This window comes from Lentzea sp. NPDC036955, assembly GCF_055608005.1.
Map to the genome: position 1 here is coordinate 390,177 of NZ_JBVJRC010000008.1, position 22,314 is coordinate 412,490.

A 22,314-nucleotide genomic window follows, 5' to 3' on the forward strand; every position below is an offset into this window, starting at 1 on the left:
CTGAGAAAAGTCCGGATCAGCTGCTGACCTGCGACAGGATCGGGACGCACCCCACCCCGACTCCAGGAGGCGGCATGTACCGCAGATTCGGTGTCCTGTTCGCGGCGGTTCTGGGCGTCACGCTCACCGCTGCCGCGCCGGCCACCGCAGACGCGTCCGGGCAGCACGGGCGGTTCCCGGCGGAGTTCTCCCTGCCCGCCGGGTGGCAGCCCGAGGGCATCGCGATCGCCGGGACCACCGCCTACTTCGGTTCGCGGGCCGACGGCTCCATCTACGCGGCCGACCTGCGGACCGGCAAGGGCGCGGTGCTGGCCAAGGGACCCGGTACGCCCTCGCTCGGCATGAAGGTCGACGAGCACAAACGGCTGTGGGTCGCGGGCGGTGCCGGTGGCGACGCACGGGTCTATGACACGCGCACCGGTGCGCTGCTGGCGAAGTTCCAGTTCGCCACCGCGGACACGTTCGTCAACGACGTCATACTCACGGACAAGTCGGCGTGGTTCACCGACTCGCGCAAGGCGGTGCTGTACCAGGTGCCGCTGAGCCTCACGCCGCACTCGACGCTCGACCTCACCGGTGACCTCGTCGTCACCCCCGGCGCGACGAACCTGAACGGCATCGTGACCGGACTCGACGGCGGCCTGATCGTCGTCCAGAGCAACACCGGAATGCTGTTCCGCGTCGACCCGCGCACCGGTAAGACCACCGGCATCGATTTGAACGGTCAAACACTCACCAATGGTGACGGTCTGTTGCGTGAGGGACGTCAGTTGTACGTGGTGCAAAACCGCTTGAACAAAGTCGCGCGCTACACGCTCAGCCGTGATGGCGCGACGCTGGCCGCGGAACGAACTGACGCGCGGTTCGACGTGCCGACCACGGTGGCCGCGTTCGGAAAGCGCCTGTACCTGCCGAACGCCCGGTTCACGACCCCGCCCACGCCGGAGACCACCTACGACGTGGTCTCCGTGACCCGTCCGTAGAACTAGGCCGTCCGGGGGTTCTCGCAGGGCAAGAACCCCCGGACTGGGTGTTGCGGCAGTCACCTGACTGGGTAGCCTGCTGACCGCGTACAGCAGGTGATCGCTGCCATTCGGTGACGAAGATCTTTTCTTGTTACCATTTTGCAGCCGAAGGAGTGACGTGGATAACCCGCAGCGCTAGCCGTGGGACACATGGAGACGAAGAGCGCTGTGAACGAGAAGAGCGGCTACGCACCGACCGACTACCGGACCATTAGGTCGCGGTTGGCCGGAGTGGTCGTCGTTCCCAGCGTCGTCCTGCTGGTCATGTGGGCGGTCTTCTCCTCGTACACCGTTTTCGACGGTTTCCACATGCGCTCCGCCGCGGCCGAGGTGAAGGACGTGACGATCCCGTCCGTGCAGGCGTTCGTCGGCCTCCAGCAGGAACGCCGGCTGAGCCTCGTGCTGCTCAGCAAGGCCGGCGGCACCGACGCGAGCGCGCTGCGGCAGCAGCAGGCCGAGACCGACGAGTCCGTCACCAGGATGAAAGCGGCGTTCGCGGACCTGACCGACGGCGCGCCGCAGGACGTCATCGACCGGGTCACCGCGCTCACCACCGCGCTGGACGAGCTCGGGCAGCACCGCTCGCGGGTCGAGTCGGGCACCGGCAACCCGCAGGAGGTCTACGACTACTACAACGGCCTCGTCGACGCGGGCATCGCGCTGTTCTCCCGGCAGGCGCGGCAGGTGCCCGACGCCGAGGCCGGCCAGTCCACCGTGCAGGCCGTCACGATCTTCCAGTCCGCCGACTGGATGTCCCGCGCCGCCACCGTCGGCTCCCGCGGCCTGCTCAACCGGTCGTTCACGCCCGCGGAGCGCGTGGAGTTCGCCCGCCTGGTCGGCGCCTACCACTCCGGTGTCGACGCCACGATCCCGCTCGCGCTGGAGCAGCCCCGCCTGCAGTACGACGCGCTGCGCACCAGCTCCGAGTACCGCGCGCTGACCGACCTCGAGGGCCGCATCATCAACGGCGACACCGCCGTCAGCGACCAGCAGTGGCGGGCCGCTGCCGGTCCGGTGCACGAGCGGCTCGTCGCCATCGCCGTCCGGCAGGCGGAGGACGCGACGAACCTGGGGCTGGAGAAGGCCGGCAACCGGTTGACCGCCGTGCTCGTCGGCAGCCTGATCGCGTTGCTCGCGGTCGTCGTCGGCATCGTGCTCGCGCTGCGCATCTCCCACCGGCTGGTGAGCCGGGCGCTGGTCACGCGGCTCGCCTCGCTGCGGGAGGACACGCTGCGACTGGCGCAGGAACGGCTGCCGCACATCGTGGCCCGCCTGCGCGGGGGCGAGCAGGTCGACGTCCACCGCGACATGCCGCCGCTGGACTACGGCAACGACGAGATCGGCCAGGTCGCCGACGCGTTCAACACCGCCCAGTACACGGCGGTCGCGGCCGCCGTGAAGGAGACGCAGGCCCGCGAGGGCGTGAACCGGGTGTTCCTCGACATCGCGCACCGCAACCAGGGGCTCGTGCACCGCCAGCTCAAGATCCTCGACAAGCTGGAGCGCGAGGAGGAGAACCCGGACCAGCTCGACTCGCTGTTCCAGCTCGACCACCTCGCCACCCGCGCCCGCCGCAACGCCGAGAACCTGATCATCCTCGCCGGTGAGCAGCCCGGCAGGCAGTGGCGCAAGCCGGTGCGGCTGAGCGACGTCCTGCGCGCCGCCGTCGCCGAGACCGAGCAGTACGTCCGGGTCAAGGTCAACCCGGTGCCCGACCGCGCGCTCGTGGGCGTGGCCGTCGCCGACACCATCCACCTGCTCGCCGAGCTCGTCGACAACGCCACGGCGTTCTCCTCGCCGCGCTCCGAGGTCGTCGTCCACTCCAACGCCGCGCCGCACGGCATCGTGATCGAGATCGAGGACCACGGGCTCGGCATGACGCGGGAAGAACGCCTGCAGGCCAACGCGAAGCTCTCCAACCCGCCGGACTTCGAGACCATGGCGTTCCGCGGCGAGTCGCGGCTGGGCCTCTTCGTCGTCGCCCGGCTCGCCGCCCGCCGCGGCATCAAGGTGGAGCTGCGCGACTCGCCCTACGGCGGCACGGTCGCGCTGTGCGTGCTGCCGCCGCAGCTGGTGGCGCCGCACAACACCGCGGGCGACATCAGCGAGACCACGCAGATGCCGGTGCGGTCGTTCCACGACCAGCACCACGGCCACGCCGAGGAACACCCGAGCTTCCCGGTCAGGCTGCCGCAGAGGACGGTGAGCGCGGCGGCGCCGGACGAGGTGGCGGAGGCGCTCGTGAACCCGCGGCCCGTCCCGTCCGTTCCCGAAGCGGGTGGTCCGGTGGCGCCGGAACAGACGGCGCCGCAACCGGGTACCCCGGAACCGGCCCCGGACGGGAAGCCTGCGCTTCCCCGCAGGAAGAAGCGGCAGAACCTGGCGCCGCAGCTCGTGCAACCGGGCGAGGTGCCGCATGCTGAGCCGGTGACCGGCGAAAGGTCGGCCGAGCGGACCCGTGACGGGCTCGCCGCGTTCCAGCGCGGCACCCGTGACGCCCGGCTGACCGACGACTGGAGATCAGAAGGAGCCCCCTCGTCATGAAGGACAAGACCAGCCAGCACGGTGAGCTCAACTGGCTGCTGGAGGACCTGATCCAGCGGGTGGTCGGCGCGCGGCACGCGGTGGTGCTGTCCGCCGACGGACTCCTGCTCGGCCGTTCGGCCGGGCTCTCCCGCGACGACTCGGAGCACCTGTCGGCGATGGCGTCGGCGTTCCAGTCGCTCGCCCGCGGCACTGGGCGCCACTTCGGCGGTGGCGCGGTGCGGCAGACCATCGTCGAGATGGAGCACGCCTACCTGTTCGTCACGGCGGCGGGGCACGGTGCGTGCCTCGCGCTGCTCGGCGAGGAGGACGCGGACATGGGCATGATCGCCTACGAGATGAACATGCTGGTGAAACGGGTGGGCACGTACCTCTCGTCGGCCCCCCGCGCAGAAACGGCGCCCGTGCCCTCGGCACGAGAGTCCCGCTGATGTCCTCCCGCGAGGACTGGTGGTACGACGAGGCCGCGGGGCCGCTGGTGCGGCCCTACGCCATGGTGCGCGGCCGCACCCGGCCGAACGCGCCGGACCTGCACCTCGTGACGCAGGTCCGCACGTCCTCGTTTGCGTCCGACCAGACGTCGCTGACGGTCGAGCATCGCGAGATCATGTCGTTGTGCGTGCGCCCGCTGTCGGTCGCCGAGGTGGCCGCCTACCTCGACGTCCCGCTCGTCGTGGTCAAGGTGCTGCTCTCGGACCTCATCGAGCGCGGCGACATGATCGTGCAGAACTCCGCACCGCGAGTTCCCGACCGGGATCTCCTGCAGGCCGTACTGGATGGTGTTCGTGGGATCTGACGACCAGCTGACCGTGCCGACCTCGGTCAAGATCGTCATCGCGGGCGGTTTCGGCACCGGCAAGACCACCATGGTCTCGTCGGTCTCCGAGATCCCGCCGCTGAAGACCGAGGAGCTGCTCACCGAGGCCGGTGTGCACGTCGACGACCTGGCCGGCATCGAGGGCAAGAACACCACGACGGTGGCGCTCGACTTCGGCCGCATCACGATCAACGCGAGCGTGGTGCTCTACCTGTTCGGGACGCCCGGCCAGAACAGGTTCTGGTTCATGTGGGACGAGCTGGCCCACGGGGCGATCGGCGCCGTCGTGCTGGTCGACACCCGCCGGCTCGACTCGTCGTTCCCGTCCATCGACTTCTTCGAGCACCGCGGCATCCCGTTCATCGTGGCGGTCAACTGCTTCGACGGCGGGCAGCTCTACACCGTGGACGAGGTGCGCCACGCCCTCGACCTCGACGACGCGATCCCGGTGCTGCTGTGCGACGCCCGCGACCGCGAGTCGTCGAAGGCGGTGCTGGTCGGCCTGATCCAGCACTCGATGAACCGCCTGGCGCCGGCCTGAGGGTCAGCTCGTCAGCGCGGAAGACAGCAAGCCCGGCCTCCGCAACACCGGCACCCCGCCCCCTGCCTGCGAACGCACGCGGGGACCTTTCGTACCCTCTGAGAGTACGAAAGGTCCCCGCGTGCGTTCTACCGGGCGTAGTTGTGGAACCCGCGGCCGGACTTCTTGCCCAGCAGCCCCGCGTCCACCATGCGCAGCAGCAGCGGCGGCGGCGAGTACAGCGGCTCCTTGAACTCCTCGTACATCGACTCGGCGATGGCCTTCGTGGTGTCGAGGCCGATCAGGTCGGTCAGCCGCAGCGGCCCCATCGGGTGGGCGCAGCCGAGCACCATGCCGTTGTCGATGTCGTCGGCCGAGGCGAACCCGGACTCCAGCATGCGGATCGAGGAGAGCAGGTAGGGGATCAGCAGCGCGTTGACCACGAAGCCGGCGCGGTCCTGCGAGCGGATGACCTCCTTGTGCAGGGTGCCGCGCACGAACGCCTCGGCGCGCTCCTGCGTGGCGGCGCCGGTCAGCAGCGACGGCACGATCTCGACGAGCTTCAGCACTGGCACCGGGTTGAAGAAGTGCACGCCGATGACGTGCTCCGGCCGGTTGGTGGCCATGCCGAGCTTCATGATCGGGATCGATGACGTGTTGGAGGCGAAGATCGCGTCCTCGTCCGTCACGACCTTGTCGAGCGCGGCGAAGACCTCGGTCTTGACCTGCTCGTTCTCCGCGACCGCCTCGACCACGAACTGCCGGTCGGCGAAGTCGCCGATGTCCGTGGTGAACCGGATCCGCCCCAGCGCGGCCGCCCGGTCGTCCTCGGTCAGCTTGCCCGACTTCACGCCCCTGGCCAGCGACGAGGCGATCCGCCCCTGCGCTGCCTCGGCCGCACCCGCGTTGACCTCGACGACGATGACGTCGAGCCCCGCACGAGCGCTCACCTCGGCGATCCCGGAGCCCATGAGGCCGGAACCGACGACTCCCACACGTTGAATGTCACTCACGGGCCCGATCCTGCCACGACCGGCTCGAAACGAGGTGGTGCTGGTCCGGACGGGGGTGTGGTCCTCCGCAGTTCCGCAGCTGCGGACGAGCACCACAAAACGAACGGTCTTCCTCATGGTGACCGGAAAAAGGAGTTGAAAAGATCGAGCTCACCGAAAAGGAATTGGGGGAGTTCGATGTTCTCAGTTGTCGCGCCCACCGCCCACGAACCGGTCGGCGGACTCGCCGGGTGGGCCGTGGGCCTGATGGAGTCGCTCGGCGGCGTGGGCGCTGCCGTGGTGGTCGGCTTGGACAACCTCTTCCCGCCCATCCCGAGCGAGATCGTCCTGCCACTGGCGGGTTTCTCCGCGGCCAGGGGCGTGTTCAGCCTGGGGGAGGCGCTCTTCTGGACCACGGTCGGCTCCGTCGTGGGCGCGGTCGTCGTGTACCTCGCCGGAATGCTGCTCGGCCGCGAACGCACCCGCACCCTCGTCGCGAAGATCCCGCTCGTGCAGGTCTCCGATTTCGACCGGACCGAGAAGTGGTTCGCGGAACACGGCGCGAAAGCGGTTTTCTTCGGGCGCATGGTGCCGTTGTTCCGCAGTTTCATCTCGCTGCCCGCGGGAGTGGAGCGGATGGGCTTCGCGAAGTTCCTGCTGCTGACCACGCTGGGCAGCCTGATCTGGAACACGGTGTTCGTGGGCGCGGGGTACCTGCTCGGCGCGAACTGGTACCTGGTCGACGAGTACGCCGGGGTGTTCCAGAAGGCCGTGCTCGCGGCGGTCGTGCTGGCCGCCGGGTGGTTCGTGGTCATCCGCCTGCGGGAACGGCGGTCGGCGCGTGCCCGGTGACGGCTACGCTGCCGGGGTGCTGTTCGACCGCGGTGGGCTGCTGCGCCGTGTCGCGCGCCGGACGGCCGGGCTGGCGGTCGGGGGAGCGTCCGCGTTCGCCGAGCTCGCCTTCGTGGTCTGCGCCGCGGCTTTGCTGGGGGTGAGGTCCGCGCGACCAGCGGTGTTCACGACGGCCAGGGTGCTCGCCGAGTTCGAGGGCCGGCGGATCGAGCGCTTCCACGGGCAGGGCAGCGCGGGGGACTTCACCGGCCGGCGGGCGTTGCGGTACCTGGGTGTGCGCTGGCTCGTCGGCGGGCTCGGCGCGGGCGTGCTGCTGCTGATCGTCCTCGGTGCCGGCACGGCCGCGGTCATGGTGTGGCAGATGGTCTTCGGCACGGGCAGCCCGAGCCGGATGAGCTGGTACGACCCGATCACGTTCGTGCTGTTCGGCACGCTGCTGGTGTTCATGACGGTGCAGGCGCTGCTCGGTGTGGAGCGCCTTGACCTCGGGCTGGCGCGCCACTTCCTCGGCCCGACCGCGCAGGAGGTGTTGCGGCGCAGGGTCTCCGAGCTGACCGTGAGCCGCGCGGAGGTGGTCGAGGCGATCACCGAGGAGCGCCGGCGGATCGAACGCGACCTGCACGACGGCGTGCAGCAGCGGGTGGTCGCGCTGGGCGTGCTGCTGGGCAGGGCGAGCCGCCGTGCCGACCAGGCGCCGGAACTGCTGGAGCAGGCCCGCGAGGAGGCCGGACGGGTGCTGCTGGAGCTGCGCGAGGTGAGCTGGCGGGTGTACCCGGCCGGGTTGGACAGCGGCGGTCTGCACGCGGCACTGGAGTCGCTGGCCGAACGCGCCGGCGTTCCGGTGCGCCTGCGCTACGCGCTCACCGAACGCCCTCCCGGCACCGTCGAGGTGCCCGCGTACTTCGTCGCCTCCGAGGCCGTCACCAACGTCGGCAAGCACGCCGGCGCCACCCAGGTCGACCTGTCGGTGAGCAGGCGGGGCAGCATGGTCGTCGTGCGGATCGAGGACGACGGCGCGGGTGGCGCCGACCCGGCGGGCAGCGGGCTGTCCGGACTGGCGCGGCGGGTGGCCGCGGTGGACGGGGTGTTCACAGTGGACAGTCCGCCCGGTGGCCCGACCGTGATCACCGCGGAGCTGCCGTGCGCGTCGTGATCGCCGAGGACTCGACGCTGCTGCGCGAGGGCCTGGTCCGGTTGCTGGCCGAGGAGGGGCACGAGGTGGTGGCCGCCGTCGGTGACGCCACCGCGTTGCTGGAGCGGACCGAGGAGCACCGGCCCGACCTGGTGCTCACCGACGTGCGGATGCCACCCGGCCACACCGACGAGGGGCTGCGGGCGGCGCTGGAGATCCGCCGGCGCTGGCCGGAGGTCGCCGTCCTGGTGCTGTCGCAGTACGTCGAGAAGCGCTACGCGACCGAGCTGATCACCACCGGGGGTGGTCGCGTCGGGTACCTGCTCAAGGACCGGGTGATGGACGTCGGCGAGTTCCTCGGCGCGCTGGAACGGGTGGCCGCCGGCGGCGAGGCGTTCGACCCGGACGTGGTCCGCGCGCTGATCACCCGCAGCGCGCACGCCGACCCGCTGGCCGGACTGACCGCGCGAGAACGCGACGTGCTGGAGAAGATGGCGCAGGGGCACAGCAACCCCGGCATCGGCCAAGCGCTCAGCATCTCGCGCAGCGCCGTGGAGAAGCACATCAACGCGATCTTCGAGAAGCTCGGCCTCACCGACAGCGCCGCCTACAGCAGGCGGGTGCTCGCGATCGTGCGCTACCTGCAGGGCTGACCGCCGCACGAAACCGCGCGGCGGCCGGCCCAGGCCCTAATCCAGCTCCGCCTCCGCCTTGGCGATGGCGGCGAACTCCTCCTCCGGCGCGTTCGCCACGAGGTGGTGCCGGCTGTAGAACCAGAAGTACGCCACCGCGATCAGCACGATGCCCGCGGTGACGCCCGCCGCGACCTCGTCCACGAAGAACGTCGCGATGACCGCCGCGACCGCCAGCACCAGCGCCACACCGGTGGTCGCGGTGCCACCGGGGGTCCGGTAGGGCCGCGGCAGGTCCGGTGCCGTCTTCCGCAGGACGATGTGCGACACCATCATCAGCACGTACGACAGCGCCGCGCCGAACACCGCGATGTTGATGATCCGCGCGCCGCCGTTCACCGGGTCGACCGTCTTCATCGTGGTGGCCAGGACGAAACCGATGGTGCCCGGCACGATCAACGCGAGGTACGGCGTCTTGCGCCTGCCGGTCTTCGACAGCCAGCGCGGCAGGTACCCGGCGCGCGACAACGCGAACAGCTGCCGCGAGTAGGCGTAGATGATCGAGAAGAACGACGCCACCAGACCGGCGAGGCCGACGTAGTTCACGAGCTGTGCCAGGAAGGTGTCCCCGCCGTAGGCCGCGCGCACCGCCTCCGGCAACGGGTTGCCCGACTCCTTCAGCGCGTTCGCGCCCGCACCGCCCGGTGCGACGAGCAGGATCGCCGCCGCGAACACCAGCAGCGCGATCATCGCGGCGATGATGCCGCGCGGCATGTCGCGCTTGGGGTCGCGGGCCTCCTCCGCGGCGAGCGGAACCCCTTCCACCGCCAGGAAGAACCAGATCGCGAACACGATCGCGCCCCACGCCCCCGTGACACCCATCGGCAGGAACGAGCCGTCGCCGATGTCGAACAGCTTCGCGGAGTCGAACTTCGGGATCATGCCCGCCACGAACGCCACCAGCGCGACCACGGCGACACCGGTGATGACGAACATCAGCCGCAGCGCCTCGCCCACGCCGTACAGGTGGATGCCCACGAAGACCACGTAGCACGCCAGGTACACCGGCCACGTCGCGTCGAGCAGGCCGAGCGCCTTGATGTAGTCGCCGATGAACACCGAGATCGCCGCGGGCGCCATGGCGTACTCGATGAGGATCGCGATACCCGTTGCGTAGCCGCCCAACGGGCCGAGCGCGCGCCGTGCGAAGCCGTAGCCCGCACCGGCGACGGGGAGTGCGGAGGCGAGCTCGGCCAGGCCGAACACCATGCACGTGTACATCGTGGCCATCAGGACGGTGGCGACGAGCAACCCGCCCCAGCCGCCCTGCGCGAGGCCGAAGTTCCACCCGGCGAAGTCACCGGAGATCACGTACGAGACACCCAGCCCGGCGAGCAGGACCCAGCCCGCCGCCCCTCGCTTCAGCTGCCGGTGCTCCAGGTAGTCGCTGCTCACCTTCTCGTACTCGACATGCTTGGCCATATGGACTCCCATTAGTCCTTTAAGCAGTGGTTGAGGGTGGCGCTCATCACCCGGCGGTGTCAAGATGATGCCGCCAATGGCTCGCATGCATACCTTTGGAGGAACGCGGAATGCTGACCGTCGAGGAGTTGCGCGCGGCCGTGGACGCCGGGGAGATCGACACCGTCCTCGTCGCGATCGTGGACATGCAGGGGCGCCTGCAGGGCAAGCGGTGCGCGGCGCGGTACTTCCTCGACGAGGTCCTCGGGCACTCCGCGGAGGGCTGCAACTACCTCATGGCGGTCGACGTCGAGATGAACCCGGCCAGCGGCTTCGCGATGTCGAGCTGGGAGCACGGGTACGGCGACTTCGTGATGAAGCCGGACGTGGACACCCTGCGCCGGGTGCCGTGGCAGGAGGGCACCGCGCTGATCATGTGCGACGTGGTGTGGGAGAACGGCGACCCGGTCGTCGCCTCGCCGCGGCAGGTCCTGCGCAGACAGCTCGACCGGCTCTCCGAGCTCGGCCTGGAGGCCCACGTCGGCACCGAGCTGGAGTTCATCGTCTTCGACGACACCTACGAGCAGGCCTGGAACTCCGGCTACCGCAACCTCACGCCCTCCAACCAGTACAACGTCGACTACTCGTTGCTGGGCACCGCGCGCGTGGAACCGTTGCTGCGCGCCATCCGCAACGGCATGACGGGCGCGGGCATGGTCGTCGAGTCCGCCAAGGGCGAGTGCAACCCCGGCCAGCACGAGATCGCCTTCCGCTACACCACGGCGCTGCGCACGTGCGACCAGCACGCCATCTACAAGAACGGCGCCAAGGAGATCGCCGCGCAGCAGGGCAAGTCGCTCACGTTCATGGCGAAGTACAACGAGCGCGAGGGCAACTCGTGCCACATCCACCTGTCGTTGCGCTCCCGGGACGGCGACCCGGTCTTCGCGCAGGGCCACGGCATGTCGGAGCTGATGCGGCACTTCCTCGCGGGCCAGCTGGCCGCGCTGCGCGAGCTCACCTACTTCCTCGCCCCGAACGTCAACTCCTACAAGCGGTACGTCGAGGGCTCGTTCGCGCCGACCGCGGTGGCGTGGGGCCGGGACAACCGCACGTGCGCGTTGCGGGTCGTCGGCCACGGCCAGTCGCTGCGGTTCGAGAACCGCGTGCCCGGCGGTGACGTGAACCCCTACCTCGCGGTGGCGGCGTTGATCGCGGCGGGCCTGCGCGGTGTGGAGCGGAAGCTCCCGCTGGAGGACGAGTTCGTCGGCAACGCCTACGTCTCCGACCGGCCGACCGTGCCGACGACCCTGCGCGAGGCGGCGGACCTGCTGGCGGCCAGCGAGCTCGCCCGCGACGCGTTCGGCGCCGAGGTGGTCGACCACTACCTCAACGCCGCGAAGGTGGAGCTGAAGGCGTTCGACGCGGCGGTCACCGACTGGGAGAAGGTGCGCGGTTTTGAGCGCCTCTGAGCCCCTCGTCGGCATCAGCACCTACCTGGAGCGCACCCGGTTCGGCCACTGGGACGTGGAGGCCGCCGTGCTCCACCGCGGCTACCTCGACTGCGTGGTCGCGGCCGGTGCCAACCCGGTGATGCTGCCTCCGGTCGGCACGTGGACCGCCGAGAGCGTCGCGTTCCTCGACGCGCTGGTGATCGCCGGTGGCGCCGACGTCGACCCCGCCACCTACGGTGCCGAACCGGACCCGCGCACCGGGCCACCGCGCCGCGACCGCGACGAGGCCGAGTTCGCGCTGGTCGAGGCGGCGCTGAAGCTCGACCTGCCGGTGCTGGGCGTGTGCCGCGGCATGCAGGTGCTCAACGTGGCGCTCGGCGGCACGCTGCACCAGCACGTCGAGGGCCACAACCCGGCGCCCGGCGTGTTCGAGCACACCGACGTCGCGGTCGAACCGGGCACCGCGCTGCACCGGGTCCTCGGCGACCGGACCACCGTGCAGTGCCACCACCACCAGGCGCTGGACCGGGTCGCCGACGGCCTGCGGGTCACGGCGCTGGCCCCGGACGGGACGGTCGAGGCCGTGGAGCTGGAGGGCGCGCGGTTCGTCGTCGGCGTGCAGTCGCACCCGGAGCAGGACATCGAGGACCTGAGGCTGTTCGAAGCACTCGTGGACGTGGCAAGGAGCGCAACGCTGTGACCTTTGACGTCATCAACCCGGCCACCGAGGAGGTCGTGCGGTCCGTGCCGCACACCACCCTCGGCGACACGGACGCGGCGATCGGCCGGGCGCACAAGGCGTTCCAGGGCTGGCGCGCCGTCGCCCCCGGTGACCGCGCGCGGTTGCTGCGCCGGTTCGCCGAGGTCGTCGACGCGCACGTCGAGGAGCTGGCGCGGCTGGAGGTCGAGAACTCCGGGCACACCATCGGCAACGCCCGCTGGGAGGCCGGCAACGTCCGCGACGTGCTGCAGTACTACTCCGCGGCACCGGAGCGGTTGTTCGGCAAGCAGATCCCGGTCGCCGGCGGGCTGGACGTGACGTTCCACGAACCGCTCGGCGTCGTCGGCGTGATCGTGCCGTGGAACTTCCCGATGCCCATCGCCGGCTGGGGCTTCGCACCCGCGCTCGCCGCGGGGAACACGGTGGTGCTCAAGCCGGCGGAGGTCACGCCGCTCACCGCGATCCGGCTCGGCGAGCTCGCGCTGGAGGCGGGCCTGCCCGAGGGCGTCTTCCAGGTGCTGCCGGGCAAGGGCAGCGTCGTCGGCACCCGGTTCGTCACGCACCCGTTGGTGCGCAAGGTCGTGTTCACCGGCTCCACGCAGGTGGGCAAGCAGATCATGGCCGGCTGCGCGGACCAGGTGAAGCGGGTGACGCTGGAGCTCGGCGGCAAGTCGGCCAACATCGTCTTCGCGGACTCCGACCTGGAGAAGGCGGCCGCGACCGCGCCGTACGGGGTGTTCGACAACGCCGGGCAGGACTGCTGCGCCCGGTCCCGGATTCTGGTGCAGGCGAGCGTCTACGACCGGTTCATGGAACTGCTGGAGCCCGCGGTCAAGGGCGTGAAGGTCGGCGCACCGGGCGACGAGGCGACCGAGATGGGGCCGCTGATCTCCGCGGCGCACCTCGGCAAGGTGGCGTCCTACGTGCCCGATGACACGCATGTCGCGTTCCGCGGCGAAGCCCCGGCCGGTCCCGGTTTCTGGTTCCCGCCGACGGTCCTCACACCGGGTTACGGCCACCGCACGGTCACCGAGGAGATCTTCGGGCCGGTCGTCGTCGTCCTGCCGTTCACCGACGAGGAGGACGCGGTCCGGATCGCGAACGACTCCGAGTACGGCCTGTCCGGTTCGATCTGGACGAACGACGTCGGCCGCGCGATCCGGGTGTCGCGGGCCGTGGAGGCCGGCACCCTGTCGGTGAACTCGCACTCGTCCGTCCGCTACTGGACGCCGTTCGGCGGGGTGAAGCAGTCCGGGCTCGGCCGTGAGCTCGGACCCGACGCGCTCGACGCCTTCACCGAGGTCAAGAACGTCTTCATCGCCACCTGACTTCCGGCACGTCTGACAGGAGAACAACACATGGTGCAGCGACTCGAGGGCCGCGTGGCCGTCGTGACGGGTGGCGGCAGCGGCATCGGTCTCGCGACCGCGCGCAGGTTCGCGAGCGAGGGCGCGGAGGTCGTCGTCGCCGACCTCGACCCGGCGACCGGCAAGGCAGCGGCCGACGAGGTGGGCGGGCTGTTCGTCCAGGTCGACGTGACCGACGAGGAGCAGGTCAAGGCGCTCTTCCAGACCACAGTGGACACGTACGGCAAGCTGGACATCGCGTTCAACAACGCCGGGATCTCGCCGCCCGACGACGACTCGATCCTCACGACGGGACTTGAGGCGTGGGAACGCGTGCAGAAGGTGAACCTCACGTCGGTCTACCTGTGCTGCAAGTACGCCATCCCGCACATGCAGGCCAACGGCAAGGGCTCCATCATCAACACGGCGTCGTTCGTGGCGACGATGGGCGCGGCGACGTCGCAGATCTCCTACACGGCGTCGAAGGGCGGCGTGCTCGCGATGTCGCGTGAGCTGGGCGTGCAGTTCGCACGCGAGGGCATCCGCGTGAACGCGCTCTCACCCGGCCCGGTCAACACGCCCCTGCTGCGGGAGCTGTTCGCGAAGGACCCGGAACGGGCCGCGCGCCGGCTCGTCCACGTGCCGCTCGGCCGGTTCGCCGAACCCGAGGAGATCGCCGCGGCGGTCGCGTTCCTGGCCTCCGACGACTCCTCGTTCATGACCGCGTCGAACTTCCTCGTGGACGGCGGCATCTCCGGCGCCTACGTGACCCCCCTCTAAGGGACGTCACAGCAGATGGAGCACGCGCAGGAGGCGTTGTTCCGCCCGGTGCGGGCGGGCAACGCCTTCGAGGAGACCGTCGAACGGCTCATGCAGTCCATCCGGCTCGGCGTCGTCGCGCCGGGCGAGCGGCTGCCGTCCGAACGGGAGCTCGCCACCCGGCTCGGCGTGAGCCGGGTGACCGTGCGCGAGGCCATCAGGTCGCTGCAGGAGAACAACTACGTCGAGTCGCGCCGCGGCCGCTACGGCGGCACGTTCGTGACCGAGGAGGTCCCGGAGTCCGCGCCCGGCAAGGAGCTCGGCGACCTGCACGACGCGCTGACGCTGCGCAAGGTCCTGGAGACCGGTGCGGCGGAGGCGGCGGCCGGCCGGTCGCTGGGCCCCGCCGAACGCCGCGGTCTGCGGAGCAGGCTGGCGGAGGCGTCCACGGCGGCGCTGGCCGAGTACCGGCGCAAGGACTCGCGGCTGCACCTGGCCATCGCGGAGGCCACCGGGTCGGCCTCGCTCACCGCGGCGGTCGCGGACTCGCGGATGCGGGTCAACGAGCTGCTCGACACCATCCCGCTGCTCGAACCGAACCTCGCCCACTCCAACGCCCAGCACGAGCGCATCATCGCTTCCATTTTGGACGGTGACCCGGCCGCGGCGCGCAGGGAGATGGCCGAGCACCTCGACGGGACGGCGTCACTGCTGCGGGGCTTCCTGGTCTGACCGCCCAGACCGCCTCTTGGGGCGCTCACAGCGCGCCGGTCCGGCCACTCCGCTAACATGAAAACGTTTGCAGGTTCGGTTGTCGTGTTGTCATGCTCATTCCGCGTGGAACAACACTTGGCGTCCGGCTTGCCGACAGTTACCGTCCGAACACCTCGGGGGACTTGCAGCGCGAGGAGCTGTTGATGCCAGGGTTGCGCAAGGTGTTCCGCGACGCCGTGGGCCGGGTGCACTCACTCCGCGTCTTGTCCGAAGCGGGCATGGTCAACCTCACGAACGTCAAGATGTCCGTGCAGGCGTTGCGCGAGGTGGCGGTCTGGGGCCCGAACGTCACGGCGCTGCGCCGTGCGGTGCGGCTGAACCCGGACGGCATCGCGCTGGTCGACGACCGCGGGTCCGTCACGTACCGGCAGCTCGACCGGCGGTCCACCGCGATCGCGCAGGGCCTGCGGTCGCTCGGCGTGCAGCACACCCACGTCGTCGCGCTGATGTGCCGCAACCACCGCGGCATGGTCGAGTCCCTGCTGGCGTGCGCGAAGCTCGGCGTCCGGGTGCTGCTCGTCAACACCGGCTTCGGCGCGCCGGTCGTGCTGGACCTCCTGCAGCGCGAACGCGCGTCCGTCGTCATCCACGACGAGGAGTTCACCCCGCTGTTCCACCAGCTGCCGCCGTCGGTCCCGCGCTGGCTCGCCTGGTCGCGCGACGGGCTCGACCGGCGCACGCCGACGCTCGACCAGCTGGTCGCCAAGGCACCGCGCGGTGAGCTCGACCCGCCGCGCGAGCCCGGTGTGGTGATCCAGCTGACCTCCGGTACCACCGGCGTCCCCAAGGGCACCGCGCGGGAGATCAAGTCGGTGCTCACGGCGTCGGACTTCCTCGACCGCATCCCGATGAGGGCGAACGAGTCGACGTTCATCGCCGCCCCCATCTTCCACTCCGTCGGCTACTCGCACCTGACGCTCGCGATGTCGCTGGGCTCCCGCGCGGTGCTGCACCGCCGGTTCGACCCGCGCAAGACGCTGTGGTCGGTGCAGGGCCAGCGCTGCACCACGCTGGTGCTGGTCCCGACGATGCTGCAGCGGATCATGGAGCTGGACCGCGCGGTGATCGACTCGTTCGACCTGGGCCACCTGAGGGTGGTGTTCTCCTCGGGCTCGCCCATCGCGCCCGAGCTCGTCCAGCGCACCATGGCCGTGCTCGGCCCGGTGCTCTACAACCTCTACGGCTCAACGGAAGTCGCCGTCGCCACCGTCGCGACCCCCGAGGACCTGGCCGCCGCGCCGTCCAGCGTCGGCATGCCACCGCACAACTGCCTCGTGCGGATCTACGACGAGTCCGGGCAGCGGATCACCCGCTCGTTCGTGACCGGCCGCATCTACGTGCGCGGCTCGCTGACCGTCGACCTGTACACCGACGGCACGCAGAAGGAGTCCATCGACGGGCTCGTCGCGACCGGCGACCTCGGGCACTTCGATCCCAACGGCCGGCTCCACTTCGACGGCCGCGAGGACGACATGATCGTCTCCGGCGGCGAGAACGTGTACCCGGTCGAGGTGGAGAACCTGCTCATGACGCACTACCGGGTGCGCGACGCCGCGGTGCTCGGCGTGCCGGACCCCGAGTACGGGCAACGGTTGCGCGCGTTCGTGGTGCCGGTGGCCGGCACGCGGATCGACGTGCGGGAGCTGCGCGAGTTCGTGCGCACCCGGCTCGCGCGGCACAAGGTCCCGCGCGAGGTCGTGGTCGTGCCGAAGCTGCCGCGCAACGCGACCGGCAAGGTGGTGCGGCGCCAGCTGCTGGCGATCCGGCTGGGACCGCAGGCCCAGTAGCCGGCGGCGTGCGTTCCCGGCCCCGGGTGAGCGCGCGACCCGCGGTCGGGGACTCGGTGCGCGAGTCGCGCGCTCGGCCGGTGTCACCGCTCGAAGCGGTCGCCCCGCTGGTCGAGCGGGCCGCGCTGGTCGAAGCGGTCCGGCCCGCGTTCGCCGCGGTCGTGCACGCGGTGGTGACCCGGTCCGCCGCGGTCGTCGAAGCGGTTGGCGGTCACCGCGCCGACGATGCCGCCGCCCAGCACCAGGCCCAGCAGGCCCACGGCGACCAGCTGGGTGGCCCGGTGGCGCGCGAACCCCCTCAACCGGGACCGCGTGACCGGCGGCGCCGGGGGAGGCGGGGCAGCGGCCGGTGTGGCCGCGGCCGGGTCCGGCTGAGGCGGTGCCCGGTGGGGCGTCGTCGGCTGGTCCGCGGCGGGCCGGTCCTCCGGTGGTTCGTTGCGCGGCGGCTCCGGTGGGGGAGGCGCCTGTCCCTGCTCGCTCATGGCACCAACGATGCGCCGCTCGACTGAGCACAGCCTGACAGCTGCCTGTTCGTTTCCTGAAGCCGCGAGTTCATGATCGGCCGGGAGGCCGCGAAGACGTGGCGCTGGTCGGCGTAGGTGGCGCCGAACAGCTCGGCGTCCAGCACACCCGACCACAGGAAGTGCAGCGTGGTGCGGGTGCCGTCCCGGGCGTCGCGGCGGGCGTAGTGGTCGCGCAGGTCGGCGTAGAGCAGGCGCAGCTCGTCCCGGTTGGACGCCGTGCGGCGGACGGGGCATTCGACCACGGGATCGTGCATGTCAGCGCTCCTCACATCGGCGGACGGGCCCACAGCGTGCCCGCCCCGGCCGCTGGAACGCATCCGGAAAACCACTCAGACGAGCGTGCGTATGACAAACCGGTTGCGTCGACCGGCTTCAATCGAAGGCATGGAACTCGTACCCCTCCGCAAGGAGTTCGCCCAGGCCATGGCCGACGGCGGGCCGCACGCCGACGAGGTCAACCGGTTCACCGGCACGCACGGCACGTTCACCCTGGAGGACTACGAGGCCTACATCGAGCGCACGCTGGCCGACCCCAACCGCTACACCCGCGCCATCACCGTGGACGGCAGGTACCTGGGCGAGGTCGTGCTCAGCCCGATCGACGACGTCAACCGCAAGTCCGGGCTGCGGATCGCGCTGCAGGACGGGTTCGGCAAGGGCTACGGCACGGCGGCGGTCAAGCACGTCCTGCACCACGCGTTCACCGAGCGCAACCTCCACCGGGTGGACCTGGAGGTGTACGAGTTCAACGAGCGGGCGCTGCACGTCTACCGCAAGTGCGGCTTCCGCGAGGAGGGCCGGCTGCGCGACGTGCTGCTCTGGGACGGCGTCTTCCACGACGCGATCGTCATGTCGGTTTTGAGCACCGATAACATCTGACCTGCTGAACACAAAGTTCCAGCCCGAGAGTCACACCGAGGAGTCATCGTGTCCGAGTCGCGCCCAGCAGTCGCCCAGAACCCGCCGCGCGTGGTGGTTCCGGCTGGGACGACGGCGGGCACGGCCGTGCGCGAGGCAGGTCTGCCCGGCAAGGGCGCCGACGCGATCGTCGTCGTGAAGGACGCGGAGGGCCACCTGCGCGACCTGTCGTGGACCCCGCAGGTCGACGTCGAGGTCGAAGCGGTCGCCGCGGACACCGAGGACGGCCGCAGCGTCATCCGCCACTCCGCCGCGCACGTGCTGGCGCAGGCGGTGCAGCAGCAGTTCCCCGAGGCCAAGCTCGGCATCGGCCCGCCGGTGAAGGACGGCTTCTACTACGACTTCCAGGTCGAGAAGCCCTTCACCCCCGAGGACCTGCAGGCGCTCGAGAAGCGCATGAAGCAGATCATCAAGTCCTCGCAGCGGTTCTCCCGGCGCGTCGTCGAGTCGGTCGACGCCGCGAAGGCCGAGCTGGCGTCCGAGCCGTTCAAGCTGGAGCTGGTCGACCTCAAGAGCGACGTCGACACCAGCGAGGTCATGGAGGTCGGCGGCGGCGAGCTGACGATCTACGACAACCTCGACCCGCGCTCCGGCGAGCAGGTCTGGGGCGACCTGTGCCGCGGCCCGCACGTGCCGACCACCAAGCACATCCCGGCGTTCAAGCTCACCCGCGTGGCCGCCGCGTACTGGCGCGGCAACGAGAACAACCCGCAGCTGCAGCGCATCTACGGCACCGCGTGGGAGTCGCAGGAGGCCCAGGACGCCCACCTGGAGCGCCTGGCCGAGGCCGAGCGCCGCGACCACCGCAAGCTCGGCGTGGAGCTGGACCTGTTCTCGTTCCCTGACGAGATCGGCTCCGGCCTGGCGGTGTTCCACCCCAAGGGCGGCATCATCCGCAAGGCCATGGAGGACTACTCCCGCCAGCGGCACACCGAAGAGGGCTACGAGTTCGTCTACTCGCCCCACATCACCAAGGGCAACCTGTTCGAGGTCTCCGGCCACCTCGACTGGTACAAGGACGGCATGTACCCGGCGATGCACCTCGACGCCGAGCTGAACGAGGACGGCACCGTCCGCAAGCCGGGCCAGGACTACTACCTCAAGCCGATGAACTGCCCGTTCCACGACCTGATCTTCAAGTCGCGCGGGCGGTCGTACCGCGAGCTGCCGCTGCGCATGTTCGAGTTCGGCGGCGTGTACCGGTACGAGAAGTCCGGCGTGGTGCACGGCCTGACCCGCGTGCGCGGCATGACGCAGGACGACGCGCACATCTTCTGCACCCGCGACCAGGTCCGCGACGAGCTGGCCTCGCTGCTGGAGTTCGTGCTCGGCCTGCTGCGCGACTACGGCCTCGACGACTTCTACCTGGAGCTCTCGACCAAGAACCCGGAGAAGTACGTGGGTGAGGACGAGATCTGGGACGAGGCGACCGAGACGCTCGCGTCGGTGGCGCGGGAGTCCGGCCTGGAGCTGGTGCCCGACCCCGGTGGCGCCGCGTTCTACGGCCCGAAGATCTCCGTCCAGTGCCGCGACGCCCTCGGCCGCACCTGGCAGATGTCGACCATCCAGCTCGACTTCAACCTGCCGGAGCGGTTCGAGCTGGAGTACACCGGGCCCGACGGCTCGCGCGTGCGCCCGGTCATGATCCACCGCGCGCTGTTCGGGTCGGTGGAGCGGTTCTTCGGCGTGATGACCGAGCACTACGCGGGCGCGTTCCCGGCGTGGCTCGCGCCGGTGCAGGTCGTGGGCATCCCGGTGACCTCCGAGAACGCCGACCACCTGTTCGCGGTGCGCGACGTCCTCAAGCGCCAGGGCATCCGGGTCGAGGTCGACGCCTCGGACGATCGGATGCAGAAGAAGATCCGCAACCACACCCTGCAGAAGGTGCCGTTCATGCTCCTGGCCGGCGCCAAGGACGTGGAGGCGAACGCGGTGTCGTTCCGGTTCCGCGACGGCACGCAGATCAACGGCGTCCCGGTGGAGCGCGCCGTCGAGCAGATCGTCGAGTGGGTCGGTCGCCGCGAGAACGCCTCGCCGACGGCGGAACTGCTCTCGTGACGTCCGAGTTCGAGCAGCCGGAACTTTCCGGTCAGGAGGGTGTCGGTGTCCACGACGCATTGCAGCGGTTGTGGACACCGCACCGCCTGTCCTATGTGAAGGGCGAGGGCAAAGCGGTCGGCGATGAACCGGCCGGTTGTCCGTTTTGCCGAGTGGTCGAACTGGACGACGAATCGGGCCTGATCATCGCCCGCGGGTCGGAAGTGTTCGCGGTGCTGAACCTCTACCCGTACAACCCGGGGCACCTGATGGTGCTGCCGTATCGGCACGTGCCTGACTACGCGGACCTGACGGTTTCCGAAACCGCCGAGTTCGCCGCGTTCACGCAGAAGGCGATGCGCGTGGTGCGTCGGGTGGCCGCGCCGCACGGGTTCAACATCGGCATGAACCAGGGCGTCGTCGCCGGTGCCGGGATCGCCGCGCACTTGCACCAGCACGTGGTGCCGCGGTGGGGCGGGGACGCGAACTTCATGCCGGTCATCGGGCACACGAAGGTGCTGCCGCAGCTGCTGGGGGAGACCAGGCAACTGCTGGCCGACGGCTGGCGGGCGCTCGACTGACGCTGCGGGCATAGATCGACTACCACTCGCTATCTATTGACTTTCGATAGCTGCTGAGTGATAGTCGATCTATGCCTCGACTGCTGCTGCCCCTGCTGGGCTGTGTCCTGCTCATCGCGCTCGGCGTGAGCGCGCTCCTGTACGCCCAGGCCGACGACGCGCCGGGGCTCGGGCTCATCGCGTTCGCCCTCGTGTTCGGCGGCATCGGACTGGGTGTGCGCGCGGTATTGCGCTGGCGAAAGCCGGTATGAGCGCGCGGCCGCGCGTGCTTGAAACCCGTACCATTTCTTGGACAAAAAAGTGACAAAAAGCACCCCCGTTGTCCTGGTAGGACAATCGGCGGAGTTTCCATGCGGTGCGGAATAGGTTGCGTTGCAACTTTCGGGTGCATTTAGTCGGGTGATCGAGACATTCGGCCAGCGCATAGCGATTCCAGGTAGGTGAGATCACCCACCTGGAGGTGTCAACTGGAAGTCAAGTCCCCGCCTATGGCCGATCGTCTCAGCGTGTCCGAATGGTTACGGTGCGAACATGACCGCACCTGAGCGTTCGCGATTAGCGAGAGAACGGCTTTCGCGTGAACTACGCCGGTTGCGCACCGAGGCGAAGATGACCGGCACGGCCACCGCCCGTGCCACCGGGATGAGCCAGTCCAAGCTGTCGAAGATAGAGAACGGCATGCTGCTCCCGTCCGTCACCGACGTGGAGCGCCTCGTCGCGGAGCTCGCCGCGACGAGGGAGACGCGGGTCGAACTGGTCGAACTCGCCCGGTCGCTGCACGCGGAGGCGGAGACCCGCCGCGTCGTGCTGCACCGGGGTGCGCACCGCCACCAGCAGACGATCAGCCGGGTCGAGGCCCGCGCGGCGACGTCGAGGTTCTTCCAGCTGAACCTCGTGCCGTCGCTGCTGCAGTCCGAGGCCTACCTGCGCACCGTGCTGGCGACGATGCCGCCGTCCGAACAGGAGGCGGCCGTCGCGGCGCTGCGGGTGCGGCGGTCCCGGATGGACGACCTGGCGAAGCAGTTCGTGTTCGTGCTCACCGAGAGCGCGCTGCGCTGGCGGATGGGGTCGTCGGAGCTGATGGCGGAGCAGGTCGAGCACCTGGCCGCGATCCAGCGCCGGCCCAACGTCCGGCTCGGCGTCGTGCCCTGGTCGGCGGACACGAACGTGGTGGCGCTGCACGGTTTCCACATCTACGACGAGCGCGTCGTCACGGTCAGCGTGCTGACCGGCAACGCCACCATCACCGACCCGCTGGACGTGCGCGAGTACCTCGCGCTGTTCGGCCGGCTGGAGCGGACGGCGGTGCGGGGAGAGGAGCTGCAGGGGTTGCTGAAGAAGATCGCGGAGGACCACCGCAGGTTCACGTAGCGGCCGAGGGGCCGCGGCAGCCGCTGCGGCCGGCGCCCGCTCACCCGCGGGAGGCACGTTTCAGCAG

23 protein-coding genes are annotated in these 22,314 nt (G+C 70.0%); 19 read left to right on the forward strand and 4 right to left on the reverse strand.

The features are described from left to right. Positions 1 to 74: 74 nt before the first annotated feature. The 5 genes from ACZ7CF_RS28600 (at position 75) to ACZ7CF_RS28620 (ending at position 4,927) form a co-directional block, all read left to right on the forward strand. Positions 75 to 983: a superoxide dismutase gene (locus ACZ7CF_RS28600; protein ID WP_360391673.1), complete on the forward strand. Its 909-nt coding sequence runs from the start codon at positions 75 to 77 to the stop codon at positions 981 to 983. Positions 984 to 1,193: 210 nt separating this feature from the next. Beyond that, positions 1,194 to 3,569, forward strand: coding sequence for a sensor histidine kinase (locus tag ACZ7CF_RS28605; protein ID WP_470371010.1), 2,376 nt, complete (start codon positions 1,194 to 1,196; stop codon positions 3,567 to 3,569). Beyond that, entirely contained in the window at positions 3,566 to 4,000 is a 435-nt protein-coding gene (locus tag ACZ7CF_RS28610) for a roadblock/LC7 domain-containing protein (RefSeq protein ID WP_360391668.1), read from the forward strand. Before ACZ7CF_RS28605 ends, ACZ7CF_RS28610 begins: the two co-directional genes overlap by 4 nt. Beyond that, positions 4,000 to 4,365, forward strand: coding sequence for a DUF742 domain-containing protein (locus tag ACZ7CF_RS28615; RefSeq protein WP_470371011.1), 366 nt, complete (start codon positions 4,000 to 4,002; stop codon positions 4,363 to 4,365). The genes ACZ7CF_RS28610 and ACZ7CF_RS28615 overlap by 1 nt, the downstream gene beginning before the upstream one ends. Then, positions 4,346 to 4,927, forward strand: a complete 582-nt coding sequence (locus ACZ7CF_RS28620; RefSeq protein ID WP_458431151.1) for a GTP-binding protein — start codon at positions 4,346 to 4,348, stop codon at positions 4,925 to 4,927. The genes ACZ7CF_RS28615 and ACZ7CF_RS28620 overlap by 20 nt, the downstream gene beginning before the upstream one ends. Positions 4,928 to 5,055: 128 nt before the next feature. On the opposite strand, the gene ACZ7CF_RS28625 is transcribed toward ACZ7CF_RS28620, so the two are convergent. Continuing rightward, on the reverse strand, positions 5,056 to 5,919 hold the full coding sequence (locus tag ACZ7CF_RS28625) for a 3-hydroxybutyryl-CoA dehydrogenase (protein WP_360391660.1): 864 nt from the start codon (positions 5,917 to 5,919) through the stop codon (positions 5,056 to 5,058). 177 nt (positions 5,920 to 6,096) lie between these two features. On the opposite strand from ACZ7CF_RS28625, the gene ACZ7CF_RS28630 reads away from it, so the two are divergent. From ACZ7CF_RS28630 to ACZ7CF_RS28640, 3 genes are read left to right on the forward strand one after another with little or no spacing between them, the layout of a single operon-like run. Continuing rightward, positions 6,097 to 6,750 carry a DedA family protein gene (locus tag ACZ7CF_RS28630; protein WP_458431152.1) on the forward strand — a complete coding sequence of 218 codons (654 nt, stop codon included), beginning with the start codon at positions 6,097 to 6,099 and terminating at the stop codon, positions 6,748 to 6,750. A 16-nt stretch (positions 6,751 to 6,766) separates the two neighbouring features. Beyond that, a complete protein-coding gene (locus ACZ7CF_RS28635) occupies positions 6,767 to 7,903 on the forward strand; it encodes a sensor histidine kinase (RefSeq protein WP_470371012.1) in 1,137 nt (378 codons plus the stop codon). Further along, entirely contained in the window at positions 7,891 to 8,535 is a 645-nt protein-coding gene (locus tag ACZ7CF_RS28640; RefSeq protein ID WP_360391653.1) for a response regulator transcription factor, read from the forward strand. Before ACZ7CF_RS28635 ends, ACZ7CF_RS28640 begins: the two co-directional genes overlap by 13 nt. A 36-nt stretch (positions 8,536 to 8,571) precedes the next feature. On the opposite strand, the gene eat is transcribed toward ACZ7CF_RS28640, so the two are convergent. Continuing rightward, positions 8,572 to 9,996, reverse strand: a complete 1,425-nt coding sequence (gene eat / locus ACZ7CF_RS28645) for an ethanolamine permease (RefSeq protein WP_360391650.1) — start codon at positions 9,994 to 9,996, stop codon at positions 8,572 to 8,574. A 110-nt stretch (positions 9,997 to 10,106) separates the two neighbouring features. Between eat and ACZ7CF_RS28650 the strand changes: the two genes are divergently transcribed. The 6 genes from ACZ7CF_RS28650 to ACZ7CF_RS28675 all read left to right on the forward strand — a co-directional run bounded on the left by ACZ7CF_RS28650 (position 10,107) and on the right by ACZ7CF_RS28675 (position 16,816). After that, positions 10,107 to 11,447, forward strand: a complete 1,341-nt coding sequence (locus ACZ7CF_RS28650; RefSeq protein ID WP_458431156.1) for a glutamine synthetase family protein — start codon at positions 10,107 to 10,109, stop codon at positions 11,445 to 11,447. Then, positions 11,434 to 12,129 carry a gamma-glutamyl-gamma-aminobutyrate hydrolase family protein gene (locus ACZ7CF_RS28655; protein WP_470371013.1) on the forward strand — a complete coding sequence of 232 codons (696 nt, stop codon included), beginning with the start codon at positions 11,434 to 11,436 and terminating at the stop codon, positions 12,127 to 12,129. The genes ACZ7CF_RS28650 and ACZ7CF_RS28655 overlap by 14 nt, the downstream gene beginning before the upstream one ends. Beyond that, positions 12,126 to 13,478 (forward strand): aldehyde dehydrogenase family protein, encoded by a 1,353-nt coding sequence (locus ACZ7CF_RS28660; protein ID WP_470371014.1) that lies wholly within the window; start codon positions 12,126 to 12,128, stop codon positions 13,476 to 13,478. The genes ACZ7CF_RS28655 and ACZ7CF_RS28660 overlap by 4 nt, the downstream gene beginning before the upstream one ends. Positions 13,479 to 13,508: 30 nt before the next feature. Then, a complete protein-coding gene (locus tag ACZ7CF_RS28665) occupies positions 13,509 to 14,276 on the forward strand; it encodes a 3-oxoacyl-ACP reductase (RefSeq protein ID WP_360391640.1) in 768 nt (255 codons plus the stop codon). Positions 14,277 to 14,291: 15 nt separating this feature from the next. Then, complete coding sequence (locus tag ACZ7CF_RS28670; RefSeq protein WP_470371015.1) at positions 14,292 to 14,987, forward strand: FadR/GntR family transcriptional regulator; 696 nt, start codon at positions 14,292 to 14,294, stop codon at positions 14,985 to 14,987. Between the two features lie 185 nt (positions 14,988 to 15,172). Then, the gene (locus ACZ7CF_RS28675) at positions 15,173 to 16,816 is read left to right on the forward strand and encodes an AMP-binding protein (RefSeq protein WP_470371016.1); all 1,644 of its coding nucleotides are present in this window, start codon (positions 15,173 to 15,175) and stop codon (positions 16,814 to 16,816) included. Positions 16,817 to 16,899: 83 nt separating this feature from the next. Here ACZ7CF_RS28675 and ACZ7CF_RS28680 read toward each other — a convergent pair whose 3' ends face one another. Beyond that, a complete protein-coding gene (locus ACZ7CF_RS28680) occupies positions 16,900 to 17,298 on the reverse strand; it encodes a hypothetical protein (protein ID WP_360391630.1) in 399 nt (132 codons plus the stop codon). Further along, positions 17,295 to 17,594 carry a hypothetical protein gene (locus ACZ7CF_RS28685; RefSeq protein ID WP_360391627.1) on the reverse strand — a complete coding sequence of 100 codons (300 nt, stop codon included), beginning with the start codon at positions 17,592 to 17,594 and terminating at the stop codon, positions 17,295 to 17,297. Before ACZ7CF_RS28685 ends, ACZ7CF_RS28680 begins: the two co-directional genes overlap by 4 nt. 130 nt (positions 17,595 to 17,724) lie before the next feature. On the opposite strand from ACZ7CF_RS28685, the gene ACZ7CF_RS28690 reads away from it, so the two are divergent. The 5 genes from ACZ7CF_RS28690 (at position 17,725) to ACZ7CF_RS28710 (ending at position 22,247) form a co-directional block, all read left to right on the forward strand. Next, on the forward strand, positions 17,725 to 18,219 hold the full coding sequence (locus tag ACZ7CF_RS28690; protein WP_470371017.1) for a GNAT family N-acetyltransferase: 495 nt from the start codon (positions 17,725 to 17,727) through the stop codon (positions 18,217 to 18,219). Between the two features lie 48 nt (positions 18,220 to 18,267). Further along, positions 18,268 to 20,316 carry a threonine--tRNA ligase gene (thrS, locus tag ACZ7CF_RS28695; RefSeq protein ID WP_470371018.1) on the forward strand — a complete coding sequence of 683 codons (2,049 nt, stop codon included), beginning with the start codon at positions 18,268 to 18,270 and terminating at the stop codon, positions 20,314 to 20,316. After that, entirely contained in the window at positions 20,313 to 20,876 is a 564-nt protein-coding gene (locus tag ACZ7CF_RS28700) for an HIT family protein (protein ID WP_360391619.1), read from the forward strand. The genes thrS and ACZ7CF_RS28700 overlap by 4 nt, the downstream gene beginning before the upstream one ends. Positions 20,877 to 20,947: 71 nt before the next feature. Further along, complete coding sequence (locus ACZ7CF_RS28705; protein ID WP_470371019.1) at positions 20,948 to 21,127, forward strand: hypothetical protein; 180 nt, start codon at positions 20,948 to 20,950, stop codon at positions 21,125 to 21,127. Positions 21,128 to 21,407: 280 nt separating this feature from the next. Next, positions 21,408 to 22,247, forward strand: a complete 840-nt coding sequence (locus ACZ7CF_RS28710) for a helix-turn-helix domain-containing protein (RefSeq protein WP_360391613.1) — start codon at positions 21,408 to 21,410, stop codon at positions 22,245 to 22,247. Positions 22,248 to 22,314: the final 67 nt, after the last annotated feature.